General features: G+C 68.4%; 16 protein-coding genes and 1 tRNA gene. 10 read left to right on the top strand and 7 right to left on the bottom strand.

What is annotated here, in order from left to right; translation table 11 throughout:
* Position 1 precedes the first annotated feature (1 nt).
* Genes yidD through rpmH form a run of 3 tightly spaced genes read right to left on the bottom strand, consistent with a single transcriptional unit; the run spans position 2 to position 963 of the window.
* Positions 2 to 319 carry a membrane protein insertion efficiency factor YidD gene (gene yidD, locus ABZ342_RS09645; protein ID WP_155548300.1) on the bottom strand — a complete coding sequence of 106 codons (318 nt, stop codon included), beginning with the start codon at positions 317 to 319 and terminating at the stop codon, positions 2 to 4.
* Between the two features lie 5 nt (positions 320 to 324).
* Positions 325 to 798: a ribonuclease P protein component gene (rnpA, locus tag ABZ342_RS09650; protein ID WP_360470777.1), complete on the bottom strand. Its 474-nt coding sequence runs from the start codon at positions 796 to 798 to the stop codon at positions 325 to 327.
* A gap of 21 nt (positions 799 to 819) precedes the next feature.
* The gene (gene rpmH / locus ABZ342_RS09655) at positions 820 to 963 is read right to left on the bottom strand and encodes a 50S ribosomal protein L34 (RefSeq protein ID WP_003082934.1); all 144 of its coding nucleotides are present in this window, start codon (positions 961 to 963) and stop codon (positions 820 to 822) included.
* Positions 964 to 1,539: 576 nt separating this feature from the next.
* Between rpmH and dnaA the strand changes: the two genes are divergently transcribed.
* The 10 genes from dnaA (at position 1,540) to ABZ342_RS09705 (ending at position 14,610) form a co-directional block, all read left to right on the top strand.
* On the top strand, positions 1,540 to 3,150 hold the full coding sequence (gene dnaA / locus ABZ342_RS09660) for a chromosomal replication initiator protein DnaA (RefSeq protein ID WP_155548302.1): 1,611 nt from the start codon (positions 1,540 to 1,542) through the stop codon (positions 3,148 to 3,150).
* Between the two features lie 834 nt (positions 3,151 to 3,984).
* Positions 3,985 to 5,118 (top strand): DNA polymerase III subunit beta, encoded by a 1,134-nt coding sequence (gene dnaN, locus ABZ342_RS09665; RefSeq protein ID WP_155548303.1) that lies wholly within the window; start codon positions 3,985 to 3,987, stop codon positions 5,116 to 5,118.
* 34 nt (positions 5,119 to 5,152) lie between these two features.
* Positions 5,153 to 6,043, top strand: coding sequence for a phosphogluconate dehydrogenase (NAD(+)-dependent, decarboxylating) (gene gnd / locus ABZ342_RS09670; RefSeq protein WP_155548304.1), 891 nt, complete (start codon positions 5,153 to 5,155; stop codon positions 6,041 to 6,043).
* A 24-nt stretch (positions 6,044 to 6,067) separates the two neighbouring features.
* Positions 6,068 to 7,222, top strand: coding sequence for a DNA replication/repair protein RecF (gene recF, locus ABZ342_RS09675; protein WP_360470781.1), 1,155 nt, complete (start codon positions 6,068 to 6,070; stop codon positions 7,220 to 7,222).
* 130 nt (positions 7,223 to 7,352) lie between these two features.
* Positions 7,353 to 7,967 carry a DciA family protein gene (locus ABZ342_RS09680; protein WP_360470784.1) on the top strand — a complete coding sequence of 205 codons (615 nt, stop codon included), beginning with the start codon at positions 7,353 to 7,355 and terminating at the stop codon, positions 7,965 to 7,967.
* Between the two features lie 197 nt (positions 7,968 to 8,164).
* Complete coding sequence (gyrB, locus tag ABZ342_RS09685) at positions 8,165 to 10,132, top strand: DNA topoisomerase (ATP-hydrolyzing) subunit B (RefSeq protein ID WP_360470787.1); 1,968 nt, start codon at positions 8,165 to 8,167, stop codon at positions 10,130 to 10,132.
* 51 nt (positions 10,133 to 10,183) lie between these two features.
* On the top strand, positions 10,184 to 12,739 hold the full coding sequence (gene gyrA, locus ABZ342_RS09690; RefSeq protein ID WP_155548308.1) for a DNA gyrase subunit A: 2,556 nt from the start codon (positions 10,184 to 10,186) through the stop codon (positions 12,737 to 12,739).
* Between the two features lie 50 nt (positions 12,740 to 12,789).
* Positions 12,790 to 13,470: a DUF3566 domain-containing protein gene (locus ABZ342_RS09695; protein ID WP_155548309.1), complete on the top strand. Its 681-nt coding sequence runs from the start codon at positions 12,790 to 12,792 to the stop codon at positions 13,468 to 13,470.
* Between the two features lie 49 nt (positions 13,471 to 13,519).
* Positions 13,520 to 13,593: transfer RNA gene (locus ABZ342_RS09700), tRNA-Ile, on the top strand.
* 186 nt (positions 13,594 to 13,779) lie between these two features.
* Complete coding sequence (locus tag ABZ342_RS09705) at positions 13,780 to 14,610, top strand: hypothetical protein (protein WP_360470791.1); 831 nt, start codon at positions 13,780 to 13,782, stop codon at positions 14,608 to 14,610.
* Between the two features lie 234 nt (positions 14,611 to 14,844).
* On the opposite strand, the gene ABZ342_RS09710 is transcribed toward ABZ342_RS09705, so the two are convergent.
* The 4 genes from ABZ342_RS09710 to ABZ342_RS09725 form a co-directional block, all read right to left on the bottom strand.
* Positions 14,845 to 15,837 carry a site-specific integrase gene (locus ABZ342_RS09710; RefSeq protein ID WP_360470794.1) on the bottom strand — a complete coding sequence of 331 codons (993 nt, stop codon included), beginning with the start codon at positions 15,835 to 15,837 and terminating at the stop codon, positions 14,845 to 14,847.
* A 145-nt stretch (positions 15,838 to 15,982) separates the two neighbouring features.
* Positions 15,983 to 16,213: a helix-turn-helix domain-containing protein gene (locus tag ABZ342_RS09715; protein ID WP_360283349.1), complete on the bottom strand. Its 231-nt coding sequence runs from the start codon at positions 16,211 to 16,213 to the stop codon at positions 15,983 to 15,985.
* Positions 16,210 to 17,769: a DUF3631 domain-containing protein gene (locus ABZ342_RS09720; protein WP_360470797.1), complete on the bottom strand. Its 1,560-nt coding sequence runs from the start codon at positions 17,767 to 17,769 to the stop codon at positions 16,210 to 16,212. The genes ABZ342_RS09715 and ABZ342_RS09720 overlap by 4 nt, the downstream gene beginning before the upstream one ends.
* Positions 17,769 to 18,299, bottom strand: coding sequence for a hypothetical protein (locus ABZ342_RS09725; RefSeq protein ID WP_360470800.1), 531 nt, complete (start codon positions 18,297 to 18,299; stop codon positions 17,769 to 17,771). The genes ABZ342_RS09720 and ABZ342_RS09725 overlap by 1 nt, the downstream gene beginning before the upstream one ends.
* Between the last annotated feature and the right edge of the window lie 9 nt (positions 18,300 to 18,308).

An 18,308-nucleotide genomic window follows, 5' to 3' on the forward strand; every position in this document is an offset into this window, starting at 1 on the left:
GCTACTCCTCGATCGGTGTTTCAGGTCTGCGGTAGCGCCACGAGAACTTCTCGGGTACCGGGTCGCGGCCGGGAGGTGTCCACGGACCGCAGCGCAGGAGCCGGCGCAGCGCGAGGTAGGAGCCGCCGGCGGCACCGTGCCGGGTCAGGGCTTCGACTGCGTACGCGCTGCAGCTCGGGTAGAACCGGCAAGCCGGCGGGAGGAAGGGCGAGATCGCCTTGCGGTAGAGCTTGATGGGGAGCAACAGGACCCAGGCGACGGGACCGGGCCGCGGGGGCGCGGTCTCCACGTCGTGGTCGTGCTCGGGAGTGGCTTGCATGCCGGTCACACCGCTGATCCGTGGTCGGGGGCCGCGTCCTCAGGACGCGTCGGGCGCGGGGCATCCCCGGCCGGACGGTGAGACGGCGATAGTCCCAGCCGACCTGACACCAGTCCAAGACGACGCAATGCGGCGTCGAGATCGGCTCCGAGCTCCGCGCTGGACGCAGTCGCGGACGGCGGCAATGCCCGTACGACCAACGCACTGCCGGCGGGCAGGGTTCCGAGCCGGGCGGAAACGAGATGACGCAACCGGCGGGTGACGCGGTGGCGGACCACCGAGTTCCCGACGGCCTTGCTCACCACAAAACCCGCCCTGGCCGCCGACGCTGTGCCATCGAACTGCACAGCGTCGGCGGCCTCGGACGGGTCCGTGGTCAGTGCGTGGACGACGAGGCGACGCCTGCCTGCCCTGGACCCGCGACGCAGAACCACGCGGAAGTCCTCACTCCGCCGCAGACGTGCGGCAGCCGGCAGCACGGCGCGCCCCGACGAGCCGGATCAGGCCGACAGCGCGGCGCGGCCCTTGCGACGGCGGCCCGCGAGGATGGCCCGGCCGGCGCGGGTCCGCATGCGCAGGCGGAACCCGTGGGTCTTCGCGCGGCGGCGGTTGTTCGGCTGGAAGGTGCGCTTACCCTTGCTCACTGCTTCTCCTGTGTGTCGCGTCGGACGCCGGGGTTTCCGCCCCGTCGTCTGGCGTGTCGTGCGGGCGCACGGCAGTCTCTGGTGTCTCCTACCAACGTGTGGCCTCGTCACGACGAGCGACGACAACGTGGGCACGCGAATAGCACCCGTCGCATACGGGAGACCTTACGAGGGTACGCACCCCCGTCGGGCGGCCGGTAAGCACCCCCTCGGCCACGGTCCGCGACGAGGTCCGCGAAGCCGAGATCATCGACGCCGCGGCACCGAATGGCAACACGCCGTACACCGTGAAATGCTTGCGACCCAGGATGCCTTGTGGCAGCGGGCGGGGCTTGTTAGCGTGCCTCTCTCGGGTCACCGGTCGAGGTGCACGAGTAGCCGGGTGGTGGAGTGCCCACCTGCGTACGACGAGCCCGCAGGTGGCGTCGCCGCGGGTCGCCGTACATTAGTGCACAGCTGTGGACAACTATGTGGATATTCGCTGTGCCGATGCACACGCTGGTCCGCGAGGGGCGCCGGACCGTGTGACCAGGGGCGTCGGCCGTCCACGCCGACGAGGGGAGGGGAGCCGAACAGGTGTCGGAGCACCAGCACAATCTGGGCGTCATCTGGGAACAGGTGGTACGCGAACTGTCCGACGGGACCCTGTCCCCCCAGCAGCGCGCGTGGATGCGCGTCACCCGCCCGATCGGCCTGCTCGACGGCACCGCGCTCCTCGCCGCCCCCAGTGACTTCGCGAAGGAAGCGATCGAACGCGGTCTCCGCGGCGCGATCACCGACGCGCTTTCCCGGCGGCTCGGCCGCGCCATCTCGCTCGCGGTGAAGGTCGACAGCACCGAGACGGTCGCCCCGGTGCCCGCCCCCCACTACGTGCCGTCACCCGGCCGGGTGGAAAACGGTGCCGTCCCGGAGCCGGCGCCCGTGCCTCGGCCGGGTCCCGGTCCGATGCTGCCGCCGCCGCGTCCCGAACCGACGCCGCCGCTGCCCCCGCACCAGTCCCTCGCGCCGAAGCACGACGACGGCGACGACACCGATGAAGAGGTCGACGAAGAGGGCGAAGCGCTCGCCGCCGTCCACGAGATCTGGCCGACGTTCTCCGGCCAGCCGATCGCCGGCCAGCCCTACACCGCGCCGGCGCAGCCGCAGACGTCGAAGACGAAGCTGAACGAGAAGTACACGTTCGACACGTTCGTCATCGGTGCGTCCAACCGCTTCGCGCACGCGGCCGCGGTCGCCGTCGCCGAAGCACCGGCCCGCGCGTACAACCCGCTGTTCATCTGGGGTGAGTCCGGGCTCGGCAAGACGCACCTGCTGCACGCGGTCGGGCACTATGCCCAGCGGCTCTTCCCGGGCATGCGCGTCCGGTACGTCTCGACCGAAGAGTTCACGAACGACTTCATCAACTCGCTGCGAGACGACCGCAAGGTCGCGTTCCAGCGGCGCTACCGCGACATCGACATCCTGCTCGTCGACGACATCCAGTTCCTGGAAGGCAAAGAAGGTACGCAGGAAGAGTTCTTCCACACCTTCAACACCCTCCACAACGCGAACAAGCAGATCGTCGTCAGCTCCGACCGCCCGCCCAAGCGCCTCGAGACGCTGGAAGACCGGCTGCGGACGCGGTTCGAGTGGGGCCTGATCACCGACATCCAGCCGCCCGAGCTCGAGACGCGCATCGCGATCCTCCGCAAGAAGGCGGCGCAGGACAGGCTGGCGGTGCCGGGCGACGTCCTGGAGTTCATCGCCTCGCGCGTCGAAGCGAACATCCGGGAGCTCGAAGGCGCGCTCATCCGCGTCACCGCGTTCGCGTCGCTGAACCAGCAGCCGGTGGACGCCGGCCTGGCGGAGATCGTGCTGCGGGACCTCATCCCCGACTCGCACGCCCCGGAGATCACGGCGCCGACCATCATGGGCGTCATCTCCGAGTTCTTCGACGTCACGCTCGACGACCTGTGCGGCCCCGGCAAGACGAAGGCGCTCGCCACAGCCCGCCAGATCGCGATGTACCTCTGCCGCGAACTGACCGACATGTCGCTGCCGAAGATCGGGCAGACGTTCGGCGGCCGCGACCACACGACCGTCATGCACGCGGACAAGAAGATCCGCAAGGAGATGGCCGAGCGCCGGCGCATCTACGACCAGGTGCAGGAGCTGACCTCGCGCATCAAGCAGCGCGCTCGCCAGTAGCACATTCCTTGTCTCGCAACGACTTCGGGGCGTCCACGCACTGTGGACGCCCCTTTGTCGTCTTTGGACTGTCCGAAGCACACGTACGCGCGCGAAGCAGCGAAGCCACCTACGCGCGCTTCGCAAACTCGCGAAAATTGTTTGTACACAAGGAAGTTTCCCCATGGTGTGGGCGGATTGCCCACAGCGTCAACGGATCTCTGATCAGCGACGACGCGGAATCCGTCCACACCCCGCCCACAGGTGATCCACAGTGAATCCACACCCTTGTCCACGCTGATTCCACAGGTTGCCCACATTCTGTGCACAGCAGGGCCCGGTCACTCGGAAGGGCGATTCGGACCGTGCTGTCCACCCCCAGATACAGCCCCGAACCTGGGGACAACCATGGGGACAACCGGGCCGATCTGTGGACGGATCGGGGGTCGCCCGAAACCATCCACGGGTGGCCCGAGTTGCCCACAGATCCACCACCACGGTTCTCCACACGCCCGCGAGTGCTCCGACCTGCGTAAACGACCTCAATCCACACAATCCACAACGCTTACTACTGCTACTGCCTTTTAGATCTCTTCTAAGAGAGAAAAGATAAAAACAGGCGGAGGACGAAGTTGGGGACAGCCGCGAGAACGTGTCGTCATGTCGACAAACCGAAGACCGGCCCGAGGTGACGCGGGCCGCCGCGACGGCCTAACGTGGACGCCTGCACCTGGTCCGTGCTCCGGCGAGTTCAAGCGGAGGGCGGACCGGCCGGAGGGGGCAGCCGGTCACTGCCCTGCCAGAGCGAGGCCTGGCCCGAGCCGACAGGGGCTCGGTCGTCGAAAGGATGCGCGCATGAAGATCCGCGTCGAGCGTGACGGGCTCGCCGACGCCGTCGCGTGGGTGGCGAGAAGCCTCCCCTCCCGGCCTCCCGTGCCGGTGCTGGGCGGTGTGCTCCTCGACGCCGGTTCCGACGGCGACACCGACGCCCTGACGGTCTCGGGCTTCGACTACGAGGTTTCCGCCACGGTCGGCGTGCCGGCGACGATCGCCGACGGCGGCCGCCTGCTGGTCTCCGGGCGCCTCCTCGCCGACATCACCAAGGCGCTGCCCGCGCAGCCGGTCGAGATCTCCGTCGACGGCGCCCGCGCCACCATCACGTGCGGCACCGCGCGGTTCTCCCTGCCGACCATGCCGGTCGAGGACTACCCGCAGCTGCCGTCGCAGCCCGCCTTCGCCGGCGAGCTCGCCGGCGACGCGTTCGGCCAGGCCGTCACCCAGGTCGTCGTCGCGTCGGGCAAGGACGACACGCTGCCGATGCTGACCGGCATGCGGCTCGAGATCTCCGGCAGCTCGCTGACCCTGGTCGCGACCGACCGGTTCCGGCTCGCCATGCGCGAGTTCACGTGGCAGCCGGCCGAGGGCCTCGCCGACGCCGCGGTGCTCGTCCCGGCGCGCACCCTCGCCGAAGCCGCCAAGACGCTCGGCGCGAGCGGTGCCACGATCCGCCTCGCGCTCGCCAGCGGTGAGGGCCTGCTCGGCCTGTCCGGCTCCGGGCGCTACACGACGACCCGCCTGCTCGACGCGGAGTTCCCGCCGTACCGCCAGTTGCTGCCCGCGTCGCACACCTCACGCGCGGTCATCGACGTGTCCGCTCTCACCGAGAGCATCAAGCGCGTTTCACTGGTGGCGGAGCGGGGGACTCAGGTACGACTGGAGTTCGGGGACAACACGCTGCGGTTGTCCGCGGGCGGCGACGACGAGGGAAGCGCCGAAGAAGAGCTCCAGGTCGAGTACGAAGGTGAGCCGGTGACGATCGCGTTCAACCCGGGTTACCTCGTCGACGGCCTCGGCGCGCTCCACAGCGACCGCGCGGAGCTGACGTTCACGACGCCGAACCGGCCCGCGCTCATCAAGCCCGCCGACCCCGAGGGCAACGTCGTCCCCGGCTACCTCTACCTCCTGATGCCGGTCCGCCTTCCCGGCTGATCCGCACACTTTCCTGAGCACGTAAGGGGATCCGATGGTTCAGCTCGGTCTGATCGGCCTGGGCAAGATGGGCTTCAACATGCGTGAACGGCTGCGCGCGGCCGGTCACGAGGTGGTCGGCTACGACCGCAACCCGGACGTCAGCGACACCACGTCGCTCGAGGACCTGGTGTCCAAACTGGACGCTCCGCGGATCGTCTGGATCATGGTCCCGGCCGGCGACCCGACGCGCCAGACCGTCACCGAGCTGAGCAACCTGCTTTCCGCGGGTGACATGGTGATCGACGGCGGCAACTCGAAGTACACCGACGACAAGCTGAACGCCGACCTGCTGGCCGCGAAGAACATCGGCTACGCCGACTGCGGTGTGTCCGGTGGCGTGTGGGGCAAGGACAACGGCTACGGCCTGATGGTCGGTGGTACCGCGGCCGACGTCGAGAAGGCCATGCCGATCTTCGACGCGCTGCGTCCGGAAGGCCCGCGCGAAGAGGGCTTCTCGCACGCGGGCGACGTCGGCGCGGGTCACTACGCGAAGATGATCCACAACGGCATCGAGTACGGCATGATGCAGGCCTTCGCGGAAGGCTTCGAGCTGCTCGAGGCCGCGAAGGTCGTCAAGGACGTGCCCGCGGTGATCAAGGGCTGGCAGCGCGGCACGGTCGTCCGGTCCTGGCTGCTCGACCTGCTCGTGCGCGCGCTCGACGAAGACCCGGAGCTGGACGACCTCGAGGGCTACGTCGAGGATTCCGGCGAAGGCCGCTGGACGCTGGAAGAAGCGATCAACAACGCGGTGCCGGCGCCGGTCATCTCGGCCGCGCTCTTCGCGCGCTTCGCTTCGCGCCAGGAGCACTCGGCCGCGATGCGCGCGGTCGCCGCACTGCGCAACCAGTTCGGCGGGCACGCCGTGAAGAAGGTCGGCGGATAAGGGCGGCCCCCGAAAGTAGACACAGTGTATCTGCGTCACCTGCAGGTCACCGACTTCCGCTCCTGGCCCCAGGCCGATCTCGCGCTGGAACCGGGGCCGACCGTGCTGGTCGGCCAGAACGGTCGCGGCAAGACCAACCTGCTCGAAGCGATCGGGTACGTCGCGACGCTGGGCTCGCACCGCGTCGCGACGGACGCGCCGCTGATCCGGCACGGCTGTGAGCGCGCGTTGGTGCGGGTCGCGGTGGTCAACGACGACCGCGAGCTGACGGTCGAGCTCGAGATCACCGCCGGCCGCGCGAACCGCGCCCGGGTCAACCGCGGTGCGGTCGGGCGGCCGCGTGACGTGCTCGGGATCCTGCGCACGGTGCTGTTCTCGCCGGAGGACCTGGCGCTCGTCCGGGGTGACCCGGGTGAGCGACGCCGGTTCCTCGACGAGCTCCTGGTGCTGCGCGCGCCGCGGTACGCGGGGGTCCGGGCCGACTACGAGAAGGTGCTGAAGCAGCGAAACGCCCTGCTCAAGACGGCCGGGAAGCGGCGTACGGGTCGCGAAGACCCGTACGCGCTGTCGACGCTGGAAGTCTGGGACGACCACCTCGCGGTGGCCGGCGCGGAGCTGCTGGCCGCGCGCCTGAACCTCGTCGCGGACCTCGGGCCGTACGCGGCCTCGGCGTACATGGGCGTCGCTCCGGACTCGCGTCCGGCGAAGATCTCGTACAAGTCTTCGCTGGGCGAGGCGCTGCCGGAGACGTACGGCGCACCGGATGGCGAGCGGGCGCAACCCGAAGTCCTGAAGGACGTCTTACTCAAGGCGCTCGGCGAGGCTCGCAAGGCCGAGCTCGAGCGCGGGATCAGCCTGGTCGGCCCGCACCGGGACGAGCTGGACCTGATCCTGGGCCAGGCGCCGGCCAAGGGCTACGCGAGCCACGGCGAGTCGTGGTCGTTCGCGCTCGCCCTCCGCTTGGGCAGCTACGAGCTGCTGCGCGCGGAGGCGGGTGAGCCGGTGCTGCTGCTCGACGACGTGTTCGCCGAGCTGGACCGCAAGCGCCGGGCCCGGCTGGCCGAGGTGGCCGCGAGCGCCGAACAGGTGCTGGTGACCGCCGCGGTCGACGAAGACGTGCCCGGCGAGCTGGCCGGATCCCGGTTCGTGGTGGCGGATGGTGAGATTTCGCGTGGCTGAACAGGGCAAAGCAGGGTCGGCAAGATCGAATCGAGCACCCCGTGTGACTGCCGACACATCAGTTACCCACCGATCTGGGGACAAACCTGTGGACAGTGTGGATAAACCCGTGCCCGGGTTATCGCCGCGCGTGACCAAAACGCCGGATCGGCCGCTTGACACCCCCCGCGCGGGGGGTAACCCACGCGGGAACCCTGCTTCGAGCACGCAGAGTGAAGACAGCGCTGCTCCGAACGGGACCACCGGCCGGGACCTCGCCCACGCCGCGCTCGAAGCGGCCAAGGCGAAGGCCAAGGAGCGAGGCACCTCGCCGGGCTATCGGCGTCGCGCCGTCGGCGGCGGGGGCCAGAACCCGCGGCGTCGCCGCTGGTCGGGGCCGGGTGCGGACCCGCGGGACCCGCAGCCGCTCGGCCGGCTCGTCTCGCGGATGGTCGCCGAGCGCGGCTGGAACGAGAGCGTCACGACCGCCCGCGTCTTCGCCCAGTGGGGCCGCCTGGTCGGCGAAGACGTCGCCGAACACGCGCAGCCGGTCGCGCTCAAGGACGGCGAGCTCACCGTCCGCGCCAGCTCCACGGCGTGGGCCACCCAGCTCCGGTTGCTGCAGGGAAAGCTGCTGGCCAAGATCGCGGCCGGGGTCGGCAACGGCGTCGTCAAGCGCATGCGGATCCAGGGTCCGACCGCTCCGAGCTGGCGGAAAGGGCCCCGTCACGTGCCGGGTCGCGGCCCGCGTGACACGTACGGCTGACCCGGCTTGCGTGATGCTCGGTTGAATGCCCCGAGAACGCATCCAGACCTCCCGAGATACGTCAAGACTCGGCTCGAACCGATTTCGTCCGTCTGTGACGCGCTCAGGGGTGTCCTTGCCGCATGCCAGCGGACACGGCCAAGTACACTGGAAGGGAGCGAGTGTCCGCTCGGGCGAGACGAGGAGAAACAACGCCGGTGACCGAGAACAAGAGCGAGTACAACGCGTCGTCGATCACGGTGCTCGAAGGCCTCGAAGCGGTCCGCAAGCGCCCCGGCATGTACATCGGTTCCACCGGTGAACGCGGGCTGCACCACCTCGTCCAGGAAGTCGTGGACAACTCCGTCGACGAGGCGATGGCCGGGTACGCCACCAAGGTCGAGGTTACCCTCCTCGCCGACGGCGGGGTGCGCGTCGTCGACGACGGCCGCGGCATCCCCGTCGACATGCACCCCAAGGAGAACAAGCCGACCATCGAGGTCGTGCTCACCCAGCTGCACGCGGGCGGCAAGTTCGACAGCGACTCCTACGCGGTGTCCGGCGGTCTGCACGGCGTCGGCATCTCCGTGGTGAACGCGCTGTCGACGAAGCTGCTCGCCGAGGTCAAGTACGGCGGCCGCAGCTGGCGCCAGCTCTACACCGACCAGATCCCGGGGCCCCTCGAGGACCTCGGCCCGGCGACCGAGACCGGGACGACGATGACGTTCTGGGCGGACGGCAGCATCTTCGAGACCACGACGTACAACTTCGAGACGATCTCGCGCCGCCTCCAGGAGATGGCGTTCCTCAACAAGGGGCTGACGCTGTCCCTGCGCGACGAGCGCGTCGCCGACGAGGAGACCGAAGCGGACGCCGAAGGCAAGGTCGCCCGCGTCAAGGAGAAGGTCTACTGCTACCCGGGCGGGCTCGAGGACTTCGTCAAGCACATCAACGGCAGCAAGGACCCGATCCACCCCAGCGTGATCTCCTTCGACGCCAAGGGCACCGGCCTCGAGGTCGAGGTCGCGATGCAGTGGAACAACGGCTTCACGCCGTCGGTCTACACGTTCGCCAACACGATCAACACCCACGAGGGCGGCACCCACGAAGAGGGCTTCCGCGCCGCGCTGACCCGCGTCGTCAACACCTACGCGCGCGACAAGAAGCTGCTCAAGGAGAAGGACACCAACCTGACCGGTGACGACGTGCGCGAGGGACTCGCCGCCATCGTCTCGATCAAGCTGGGCGAGCCGCAGTTCGAGGGCCAGACCAAGACCAAGCTGGGCAACAGCGAGGCCAAGACGTTCGTGCAGCAGCAGTCGAACGAATGGCTGGCGGACTGGTTCGAGCGCAACCCCAACGAGGCCAAGACGATCATCAACAAGTCGATCTCGTCGGCCCAGGCGCGGATGGCCGCGCGCAAGGCGCGTGACCTGGTCCGCCGCAAGGGCGCGCTGGAGATCGGCGGCCTGCCCGGCAAGCTCAAGGACTGCCGCTCGACCAACCCGGCGGAATGCGAGCTCTACATCGTCGAGGGTGACTCGGCCGGCGGCTCGGCCAAGGAAGGCCGCGACTCGATGTACCAGGCGATCCTGCCGATCCGCGGCAAGATCATCAACGTCGAGAAGGCCCGCATCGACCGCGTCCTCAAGAACACCGAGGTCCAGTCGCTGATCACCGCGCTGGGCACCGGCATCCACGACGAGTTCGACCTGTCGAAGCTGCGCTACCACAAGATCGTGCTGATGGCCGACGCCGACGTCGACGGCCAGCACATCACCACGCTGCTGCTCACCCTGCTGTTCCGCTTCATGGCGCCGCTGATCGAGCACGGCCACGTCTTCCTGTCGCGGCCGCCGCTGTACAAGATCAAGTGGCCGCGGGCGGAGCCGGAGTACGCGTACTCCGACCGCGAGCGCGACGCCGTCATCCAGGCGGGCGTCGAGGCCGGCAAGCGGCTCCCGAAGGATGACGCGATCCAGCGCTACAAGGGTCTCGGCGAGATGAACGCCGAAGAGCTGTGGGAGACCACGATGGACCCGGCGAACCGGCTGCTGGGCCAGGTCACGATGGACGACGCCGCCCAGGCGGACGAGCTGTTCTCGGTCCTGATGGGCGAGGACGTCGAGGCCCGCCGGTCGTTCATCACGCGCAACGCCAAGGACGTGCGCTTCCTGGACGTGTAGGCGTTCCCCCGCTCTTTGTCCCGCTAGGACTCTCCACTCGAGAAGGACCCCATGACGGAAACTCTGCCGCCGGCTCCGGAACACGACCGGATCGAGCCGGTCGACATCCAGCAGGAGATGCAGCGCTCCTACATCGACTACGCGATGAGCGTCATCGTGTCGCGGGCACTGCCGGACGTGCGGGACGGCCTCAAGCCGGTCGCCCGCCGGATCCTGTACTCGATGTTCGACTCCGGGTTCCGGCCGGACCGCGGGTACAACAAGTGCTCCCGCGTCGTCGGCGACGTCATGGGCAACTACCACCCGCACGGCGACTCGGCGATCTACGACGCGCTCGTCCGGCTCGCCCAGCCGTGGTCGCTGCGGTACCCGCTGATCGACGGCCAGGGCAACTTCGGCTCGTCGGGCAACGACCCCGCGGCCGCCATGCGGTACACGGAGTCCCGGCTCGCGCCGCTGGCCATGCAGATGCTGGCCGACATCGAAGAAGACACCGTCGACTTCTCCGACAACTACGACGGCCGCACGCAGGAGCCCGACGTCCTGCCGTCGCGGTTCCCGAACCTGCTGGTCAACGGTGGTTCCGGGATCGCGGTCGGGATGGCGACCAACATCCCGCCGCACAACCTGCGCGAGGTTTCCGAAGGCGTCGTCTGGGCGCTGGAGAACCCGGAGGCGACCGACGACGAGCTGCTGGCCGCGCTGCTGGTGCGGGTCAAGGGCCCGGACTTCCCGACCAGGGCGATGATCCTCGGCACGTCCGGCATCGAGGACGCCTACCGCACCGGCCGCGGCTCGATCCGGATGCGCGCGGTCGTCGAGGTCGAAGAGGACGCGAAGGGCCGCACGATCCTGGTCGTGTCCGAGCTGCCGTACCAGGTCAACCCGGACAACCTGGTCGAGAACATCGCGAACCTGGTCCGCGACGGCAAGCTCACCGGCATCGCCGACATCGCCGACGAGTCCAACAGCCGTTCGGGCATGCGGATCGTCGTCACGATCAAGCGCGACGCCGTCGCGAAGGTCGTGCTGAACAACCTCTACAAGCACACCCAGCTGCAGCAGAACTTCGGCGTCAACATGCTGGCCCTGGTCGACGGCGTGCCGCGCACGCTGCGGCTCGACCAGATCATCCGGCACTACGTGAAGCACCAGGTCGAGGTCATCGTCCGGCGGACGAAGTTCCGCCTGAAGAAGGCCGAAGAGCGGGCCCACATCCTGCGTGGGTACGTCAAGGCGCTCGACGCGCTCGACGAGGTCATCGCGCTGATCCGGCGGTCGCCGTCCGCCGACGAAGCCCGGCCGGCCCTGATGGAGCTGCTGGACGTCGACGAGATCCAGGCCACCGCGATCCTCGACATGCAGCTGCGGCGCCTCGCCGCCCTGGAGCGCCAGCGGATCATCGACCAGCTGGCCGAGATCGAGCTGGAGATCGCCGACCTCAAGGACATCCTCGAGAAGCCCGAGCGGCAGCGCGCGATCATCCGCGACGAGCTGATGGCGATCGTCGAGAAGTACGGCGACGACCGGCGCACGAAGATCATCGGCTTCAGCGGCGACGTCACCGACGAAGAGCTCATCGCGGTCGAGGACGTCGTCGTCACGATCACCCGCACGGGGTACGCCAAGCGAACGAAAACCGACCTGTACCGCTCGCAGAAGCGCGGCGGCAAGGGCGTGCAGGGCGCGACGCTGAAGCAGGACGACATCGTCCAGCACTTCTTCGTCTGCTCGACGCACGACTGGATGCTGTTCTTCACGAACAAGGGCCGCGTCTACCGGACCAAGGCGTACGAGCTGCCCGAGGCCAACCGCAACGCGCGCGGCCAGCACGTGGCGAACCTCATGGCGTTCCAGCCGGACGAGCAGATCGCCCAGGTCATCCAGATCAAGAACTACGAGGCCGCGCCGTACCTGGTGCTCGCCACCAAGCGCGGCCTGGTGAAGAAGACCAAGCTCACCGACTTCGACTCGAACCGCTCCGGCGGCCTCATCGCCATCAACCTGCGCGACGGCGACGAGCTGGTCGGTGCGGTGCTGGCGTCGGCCGAGGACGACCTGCTGCTGGTGTCCGCCGCCGGCCAGTCGATCCGCTTCCACGCGACCGACGAGGCGCTGCGGCCGATGGGCCGCCCGACGTCCGGCGTGCTAGGCATGCGGTTCAACGACGGTGACGAGCTGCTCGGCATCAGCGTGGTCAAGGAGGACAAGTTCCTGCTGGTCGCGACGGACGGCGGGTACTCCAAGCGGACGCCGATCGAGGACTACCCGGTGCAGGGCCGCGGCGGCAAGGGTGTGCTCACCATCCAGCACGACAGCAAACGTGGCAGGCTGGTGGGTGCGCTCATCGTCGACGCCGAGGACGAGCTGTACGCGATCACCTCGAGCGGCGGCGTGATCCGCACGCCGGCGGGCGACGTGCGCAAGGCAGGGCGGCAGACGAAGGGGGTCCGGCTGATGAATCTCGGCGAAGGCACCACTCTTCTCGCGGTCGCACGCAACGCGGACGAGCCCTCGGACGTCGCCAACGGTGACACCCCCGAGGATGCGCCGGCTCCGGAAGCACCTGACGCGGGTGAAGAGACGACGGCCACGCCGGAGCAGTGAAATGTGCTCTCCGACGGCGGCCCCACGGCACGGGTAAGGACTGACTCTTCGTGACACCATCCGAGAATCCCGAGGCACCGGGTTCGAACGGGACTCCGGCCAGCCCGCCCTGGCAGCGGGTCGGCAAGGACGGCGACTCCGAGGCGACGGTCAAGCTGGCCACCGACGAAGCGTTGTACAAGCCCGAGGCACCGGCCGGGGAGACGCAGCCCGTCTCCCCGGAGCCGGCCTCGGTGGTGACCGGGAGCGCGGCCCCCAGGCTGTTCGGCGACACCCCGCCGAGCGGCGAGCCGTCCGCGGCCGCCGTCCCGTCGGCGTCGTCCCAGCGAGCCCGCCCGAGCGCCCTCCGGCGCCCGGGCCGCGGCCCGCGCCGGGCGTCGCTGCAGGTGAAGCGGTTCGACCCGTGGTCGGTGCTGAAGCTGTCCCTGGTCCTGGGCGTCGCGATGTTCTTCGTCTGGCTGGTGGCGGTCGGCGTCCTGTACACGGTCCTCGACGGCATGGGCGTCTGGGACAAGCTGAACGGAACGTACTCGTCCCTGGTGGGCGGCGAGGGAGCGAACGCGTCCTCGGAACCCCTGATCAGCGCAGGCCGCGTATTCGGCATCGCCGCCATCCTCGGCGCGATCAACATCGTGCTGGTGTCGGCCCTGGCCACGGTCAGCGCGTTCATCTACAACGTGTCAGCCGACCTCGCCGGCGGCCTCGAAGTCACGCTGTCGGAACGGGAGTAACCCGGTTGCAGGGCCCCCTCGGGGGTCCTGTAAAGTTCTCCTCGTTCAAGGGCCTATAGCTCAGGCGGTTAGAGCGCTTCGCTGATAACGAAGAGGTCCCAGGTTCAAGTCCTGGTAGGCCCACGCAGGTCAAAGCCCGGTTCACCACTCTGGTGGGCCGGGCTTTTTGCTGCCTGCCTGACTAGCTGCCTGACTGACGGGCCCCGAGGCATCGTCCTGCGTCGGCCGCTGCGAGGTTCGGCGTACCAGGGTGGACACGATGCGGGCGACCTCAACTCAGCTTGAGGCGGATGTCACTACGATCGATCGGTGCCCCGCGATCCGCATGTTCACTTCCCGGCTTTCCGACATCACGAAGAAGCCCGACAGGAAGCCAACAACGCCATGATGGCGCTCCTCGTGGGTGCGCAGGTCTCCGCGCAGTTCCTCGAACTAAGCCGCGGTTCTTCCAAGCTGTTGTCGGAGATCTTTCCGGGTATCTCGCACATCAAGAGGCTTGACCTGAGGCCCGAAGCCGCGCAATCCATCCTGCGGGGGGCCGAACAACATCTGGGTGCGATGGCGGTGCCACAAGCACTTGCGATCCACGAAGGCTTCATCCTGGACTGTCTTGACCTTCTGGGCGTGCAGGCTGTTAAGGCGTTCAAGATGCACGCTGAGCTAGCGACTCGCGCGAGTAGCGCGTTCGACGCCGACTTGTTGAGCCGTTTTCACGTTCTACGTGAGATGCGGAACGCAATCATCCACCGCAGCGGAACGGCAGATCACCGGCTTATCGCCGCGATCGGCGACTTGACTCCAGCAGGCGACAGCGAGTGGAAGAAGCACGCCGGCAGATCGCCGGTCGGCATTCGCGGCGGCGACCGAGTCACCTTCATGCTCGGCGAACTCGTGTTGACCTTGGCAACGACGAAAGCCCTCGCTCGGGAGGCCAACCGGATGTTGATCAAGGCGATCCCGTCGGCTAGTTGGGCCGAGGTAATCGTCGATGATCACCTGCAGCAGACCACGAAGAAGCTGGACCCCCGCCAGCGACGCCGGGCCATCCTGGGACTCCGCCGCTTCTCATACGCGGTGACCAGCGTGAGCGATGCGGAGCTCGAAGTGGCGGCGGCCGCTCGCGGCGTCCCAATGACGTAGCAAAAAGGGCCAGCCCGTTGGGCTGGCCCTTTTCAGCAGGAAAAGAGGGGCTTTACCAAGTTAAGCTACTCCGGCGTGGCCGTGCTGGGGCTCGAACCCAGGACTTCCTGCTCCGGTTCCCACTGTAGCAGGACAATGCGCAGATGGCTTCCGAATAAACGCCGTAGTGACTCGCCATCCACTGTGACGTACGTCATACTACTTGGCTGGCGGCACGTGGCCCGGATGCCTTTCTCACCTGTCGGCGAAGATGCGATCCATCGCCTCAGCACCGTGCTGGATCACCGGCCGTATCTGATGGCGGTAGACCTTCTCCGTCACCGTGGTCCCGTTGTGGCCCACCAGCCGAGAGATCTTCTCCAACTCCATGCCGCTGTCGGAGAGGAGCGACACGAAGCTGTGGCGTAGCTCCCGCGGGGTCCAATCTGCTGGGTTCATACCGGCTTTCTTGAGCACTCGGCGGAACGCACGGCGGACGTTGGCCGCGTCCAACTCGCGACCGACCGCCGATGCGAATACCAAGTCGTTCTCCTCCCAGTTCTCCTCAGCCAGCTTGCGCGCGAACGCCTGCTTGCCCCGATGTGCTCGCAGAGCATCCACACACCGCTGAGGCAGCGCCAGCGAACGCCGCGACTTCGCCGTTTTCGTGTCTCCGCCTTCCCGCACTGACCGCCAGACCATGACGTGCGGCGGGACCGGCTGGGCCAGGTCCGGCCTTCCCGCCAGATCGGTGTGGGACCAGGTGAGAGCCCGCATCTCCTCGGTCCGAGCCCCGGTCAGCAGCGACACCACGATGTAAGCGCGCATCGAGGTGAACTCAGCGGCAGCAAGAACGGCCTCGGCCTGCTCGAACGTCAGCGACTTCGACGGCCTGCCGGCCCGCCCCTCGGGGACCTCGCACAGGAGCGCGACGTTGCGCTTGATCTTCTCCCGCTTCTGCGCCCTGGCCAGCGACCGCCGGAGCAGCGACAGTATCTCTTGCAGCGTCCGCGTTGACACCACCTTCGCCCGGCCGGCGAGCCACGTGTCGACCTCGTCCGCGGTCAGCTCCCGCGCGTTGCGTCGCCCGATCAGCGGCACGATGTGCTTGTCGGCAAGGATCGTCAGCTTTTCCACGGTCGAGGCGGACCGCCGGGGCAGGCCGTGCGCGAGGAAGTCACGCACCGCCTGAGCCACCGTGAACGAGCGGTCTTCCGGCGGAAGCCCGTCGTCGTGCTCGCGGAGCATCTCCTTGAGCTTGTCCTTCGCCTCGGTCTTCGTCTTGCCGTACGCGGAGCGGACCTTCCGCTTCCCGGCCGGCGTGTAGCCGACCGTGATCTCTGCGATCCAGCGCTGACGGCTCTCCGACCAGCGGAGGCCGCCGTCTCCGCGGCTACGCCGTTTCGTCATAGCTGACCTCCGCTTCCCTCATCAACAGCTCGACGTATTCCTGGATGGCGACGGCCGGCACGAGCCGGGCGCGGCCCTGCTTGACCGAGCGCAGCCGCCCGGAGCGGAGCTGTTCGTAGATGACTGAGCGGCTCATCGAGAGCAGGCGCATGGCTTCGGTGATCCGGTAGAGGTGCCGTTCGGGCACGGCGACCGGCATGGGTACGGCGTTCATCGGTCCCCCTCGTGGTCGTAGTCCGGCTTGGTAGGCGCGACGTCCGCGACCTCCGCGACCGGCCTGGTCAACGTGGGTGCGAGCGGCTGTTGGGTGCCGCGACCGTCCGCGACTCGGGTTGCGGAGGTTGCGGCCGAGCCCGGCGGCCCCGCGACCCCTGATGTGTTCTTGACCTGCGGGGTTGCGCTGGTCGCGGAGGTCGCGCCGGATTCGGGTGGTGGGAGGTAGCGGCTCCAGGCGTCGGCCAGGCCGCCGTCGCCGTCGATGCGGTAGCCCTTGAGCGTCTTGCCGCTGATCTTGAGGTCCTTCGGCCGGACCAAATACCGGTCGAGTTCCTTCGCGAGCCGGCGGCTGTCGAGGTGCTTGCCCTGGACGTCGGTCCACGGGCCGTCTTCGATGGCGTGCAGTTCGCGGATCAGCTCGGCGGTGACCATGCGGTCGGTGTTCTGCGCGGCGAAGATCTGCCGGATATCCGCCAGCAGCCGCACGCCGATCGAGGCCGGTTGAGCGGTCGCTTCGAGTACGAAGTGACGGCACGCCTTCCGGGCGGTCTCCGGCCAGTGCCCGCCGGCCGCGTCCGCGATCGCCAGCAGCGGCCGCCAGATCTCGGCCGCCCGGTCGCGGACGCCGTCCGGTCGTTCCGGCCGTGCGCCGCCGACCTCGTCACCGACTCGACTGACCCACTCCGCGAGCTCGGCGCGCACCGGCGCCGACTCGCGCTCGACGTCCTCTTCGATGAACTCCTCGACCACCTCGTCAAACCGGCGCTTGCGCATGTGCACGGTGATCGCCCGCGTGGTGATCGTGTCCGGCATGCCGCCGGCGATCCCGGCGAGCGCGACCGGCGCGTAGACCGGGAACCGCGTCACGTTCATGCTCTTGGCGTCCCCGACGCACCGCGTCACCGTCGCCGACCGCTTGTAGCCGGCGTTCAGCAGCGCGCGGAGGTCCTCGTTGTTCCCTCCCGTCTTCGGGTTGAAGACCGCGTCGATCTCGTCGAACAGCAGCGTCATCGGCCCGTCGGCGAGCATCCGGAAGATCGCGGCCGGCGTGATGCTGATCGTCATCTCCGGCTTGGCCACGAGATACTGCGCGACCTCCAGCACGCGCGTCTTGCCGCTCCCCGGCTCCGCCGAGTCGAGGATCAGCCTCGGCGTGACGTAGAGCCGTTCGGCCACGTGGGTGTGGGCGTACCAGAGCGCCAGCGTCGGCGCGGCGTGCTCGTTCGCGAAGGCGGAGAAACGCGACACGAACGTCACGACCGCGTCCAAGACCTCGTGACCCGGCTTCGCGAAGGCACCGACCGGTGCCGGCCCGAGCCACGTGAGGGGGTTGACCGGCGCGGCCTCCGGGAGCGACTCGCTCGGCTGGGCGCCGCCGTCCTCGGCCGGCTTGGCCGCGGTGTGGCGGCCGCGCCAGACGCGCTGGCAGTTCTCCGAGCAGAAGTCGCCGGACGGCGAGTCACCACGCGGCCGGCCGCACTGCTGACAGGAAGGCGAAGGCTCGTCGGAGATCACGAAGTCGATCACGGACAAGGTGTCATCCAATCCGGACATCAGGCAGCCACCTCCAGGCGTGCAGTCGGTTCGTCGTCGCCGCCGGCCTCGCGGTAGCGCCGCCACAGGTCGTCCAGCCGCCCGGTGTCGTCGAGCTGGTCGCGGAGGATGTCCGTCGGCGACTCGTCTTCGACGGCCTGCACCAGGCGGGCCGCGTGCTCCCCGACGGCGCGGCGGTAGGCGTTCTTCAGCACGACGGCTTTCAGCCAGGCGCCGTAGTACGGCGGCGGCAGGATCGGGCCGTCGGTGTAGGTCTCGACGATCCAGAGGCCGAGGCTGTGCAGGCGGTGCGCACCGCCGGACCGCGGTTTGGTCGCAGTCCTCTCGCGGGCGTGGTCCATCACGGCCATCGGTGTCGGTGCGTGGCCCGCGCCGGTCAGCTCAATGACCAACTGGAGAACGCGAGCGGCGATCGGCGAGCCGAAGTCGTCGGCGCGCATGCCGGCGAGCAGTCGACGGGCTCCGGTCAGCCGGACCTGCATCACGCAGCCCAGGAACTGACGCTCGGGGTCGAGCAATGTGGTCTTCATGGGGTGACC

This window comes from Amycolatopsis sp. NPDC005961 (genome assembly GCF_040629235.1).
GTDB classification, from domain to species: domain Bacteria; phylum Actinomycetota; class Actinomycetes; order Mycobacteriales; family Pseudonocardiaceae; genus Amycolatopsis; species Amycolatopsis camponoti.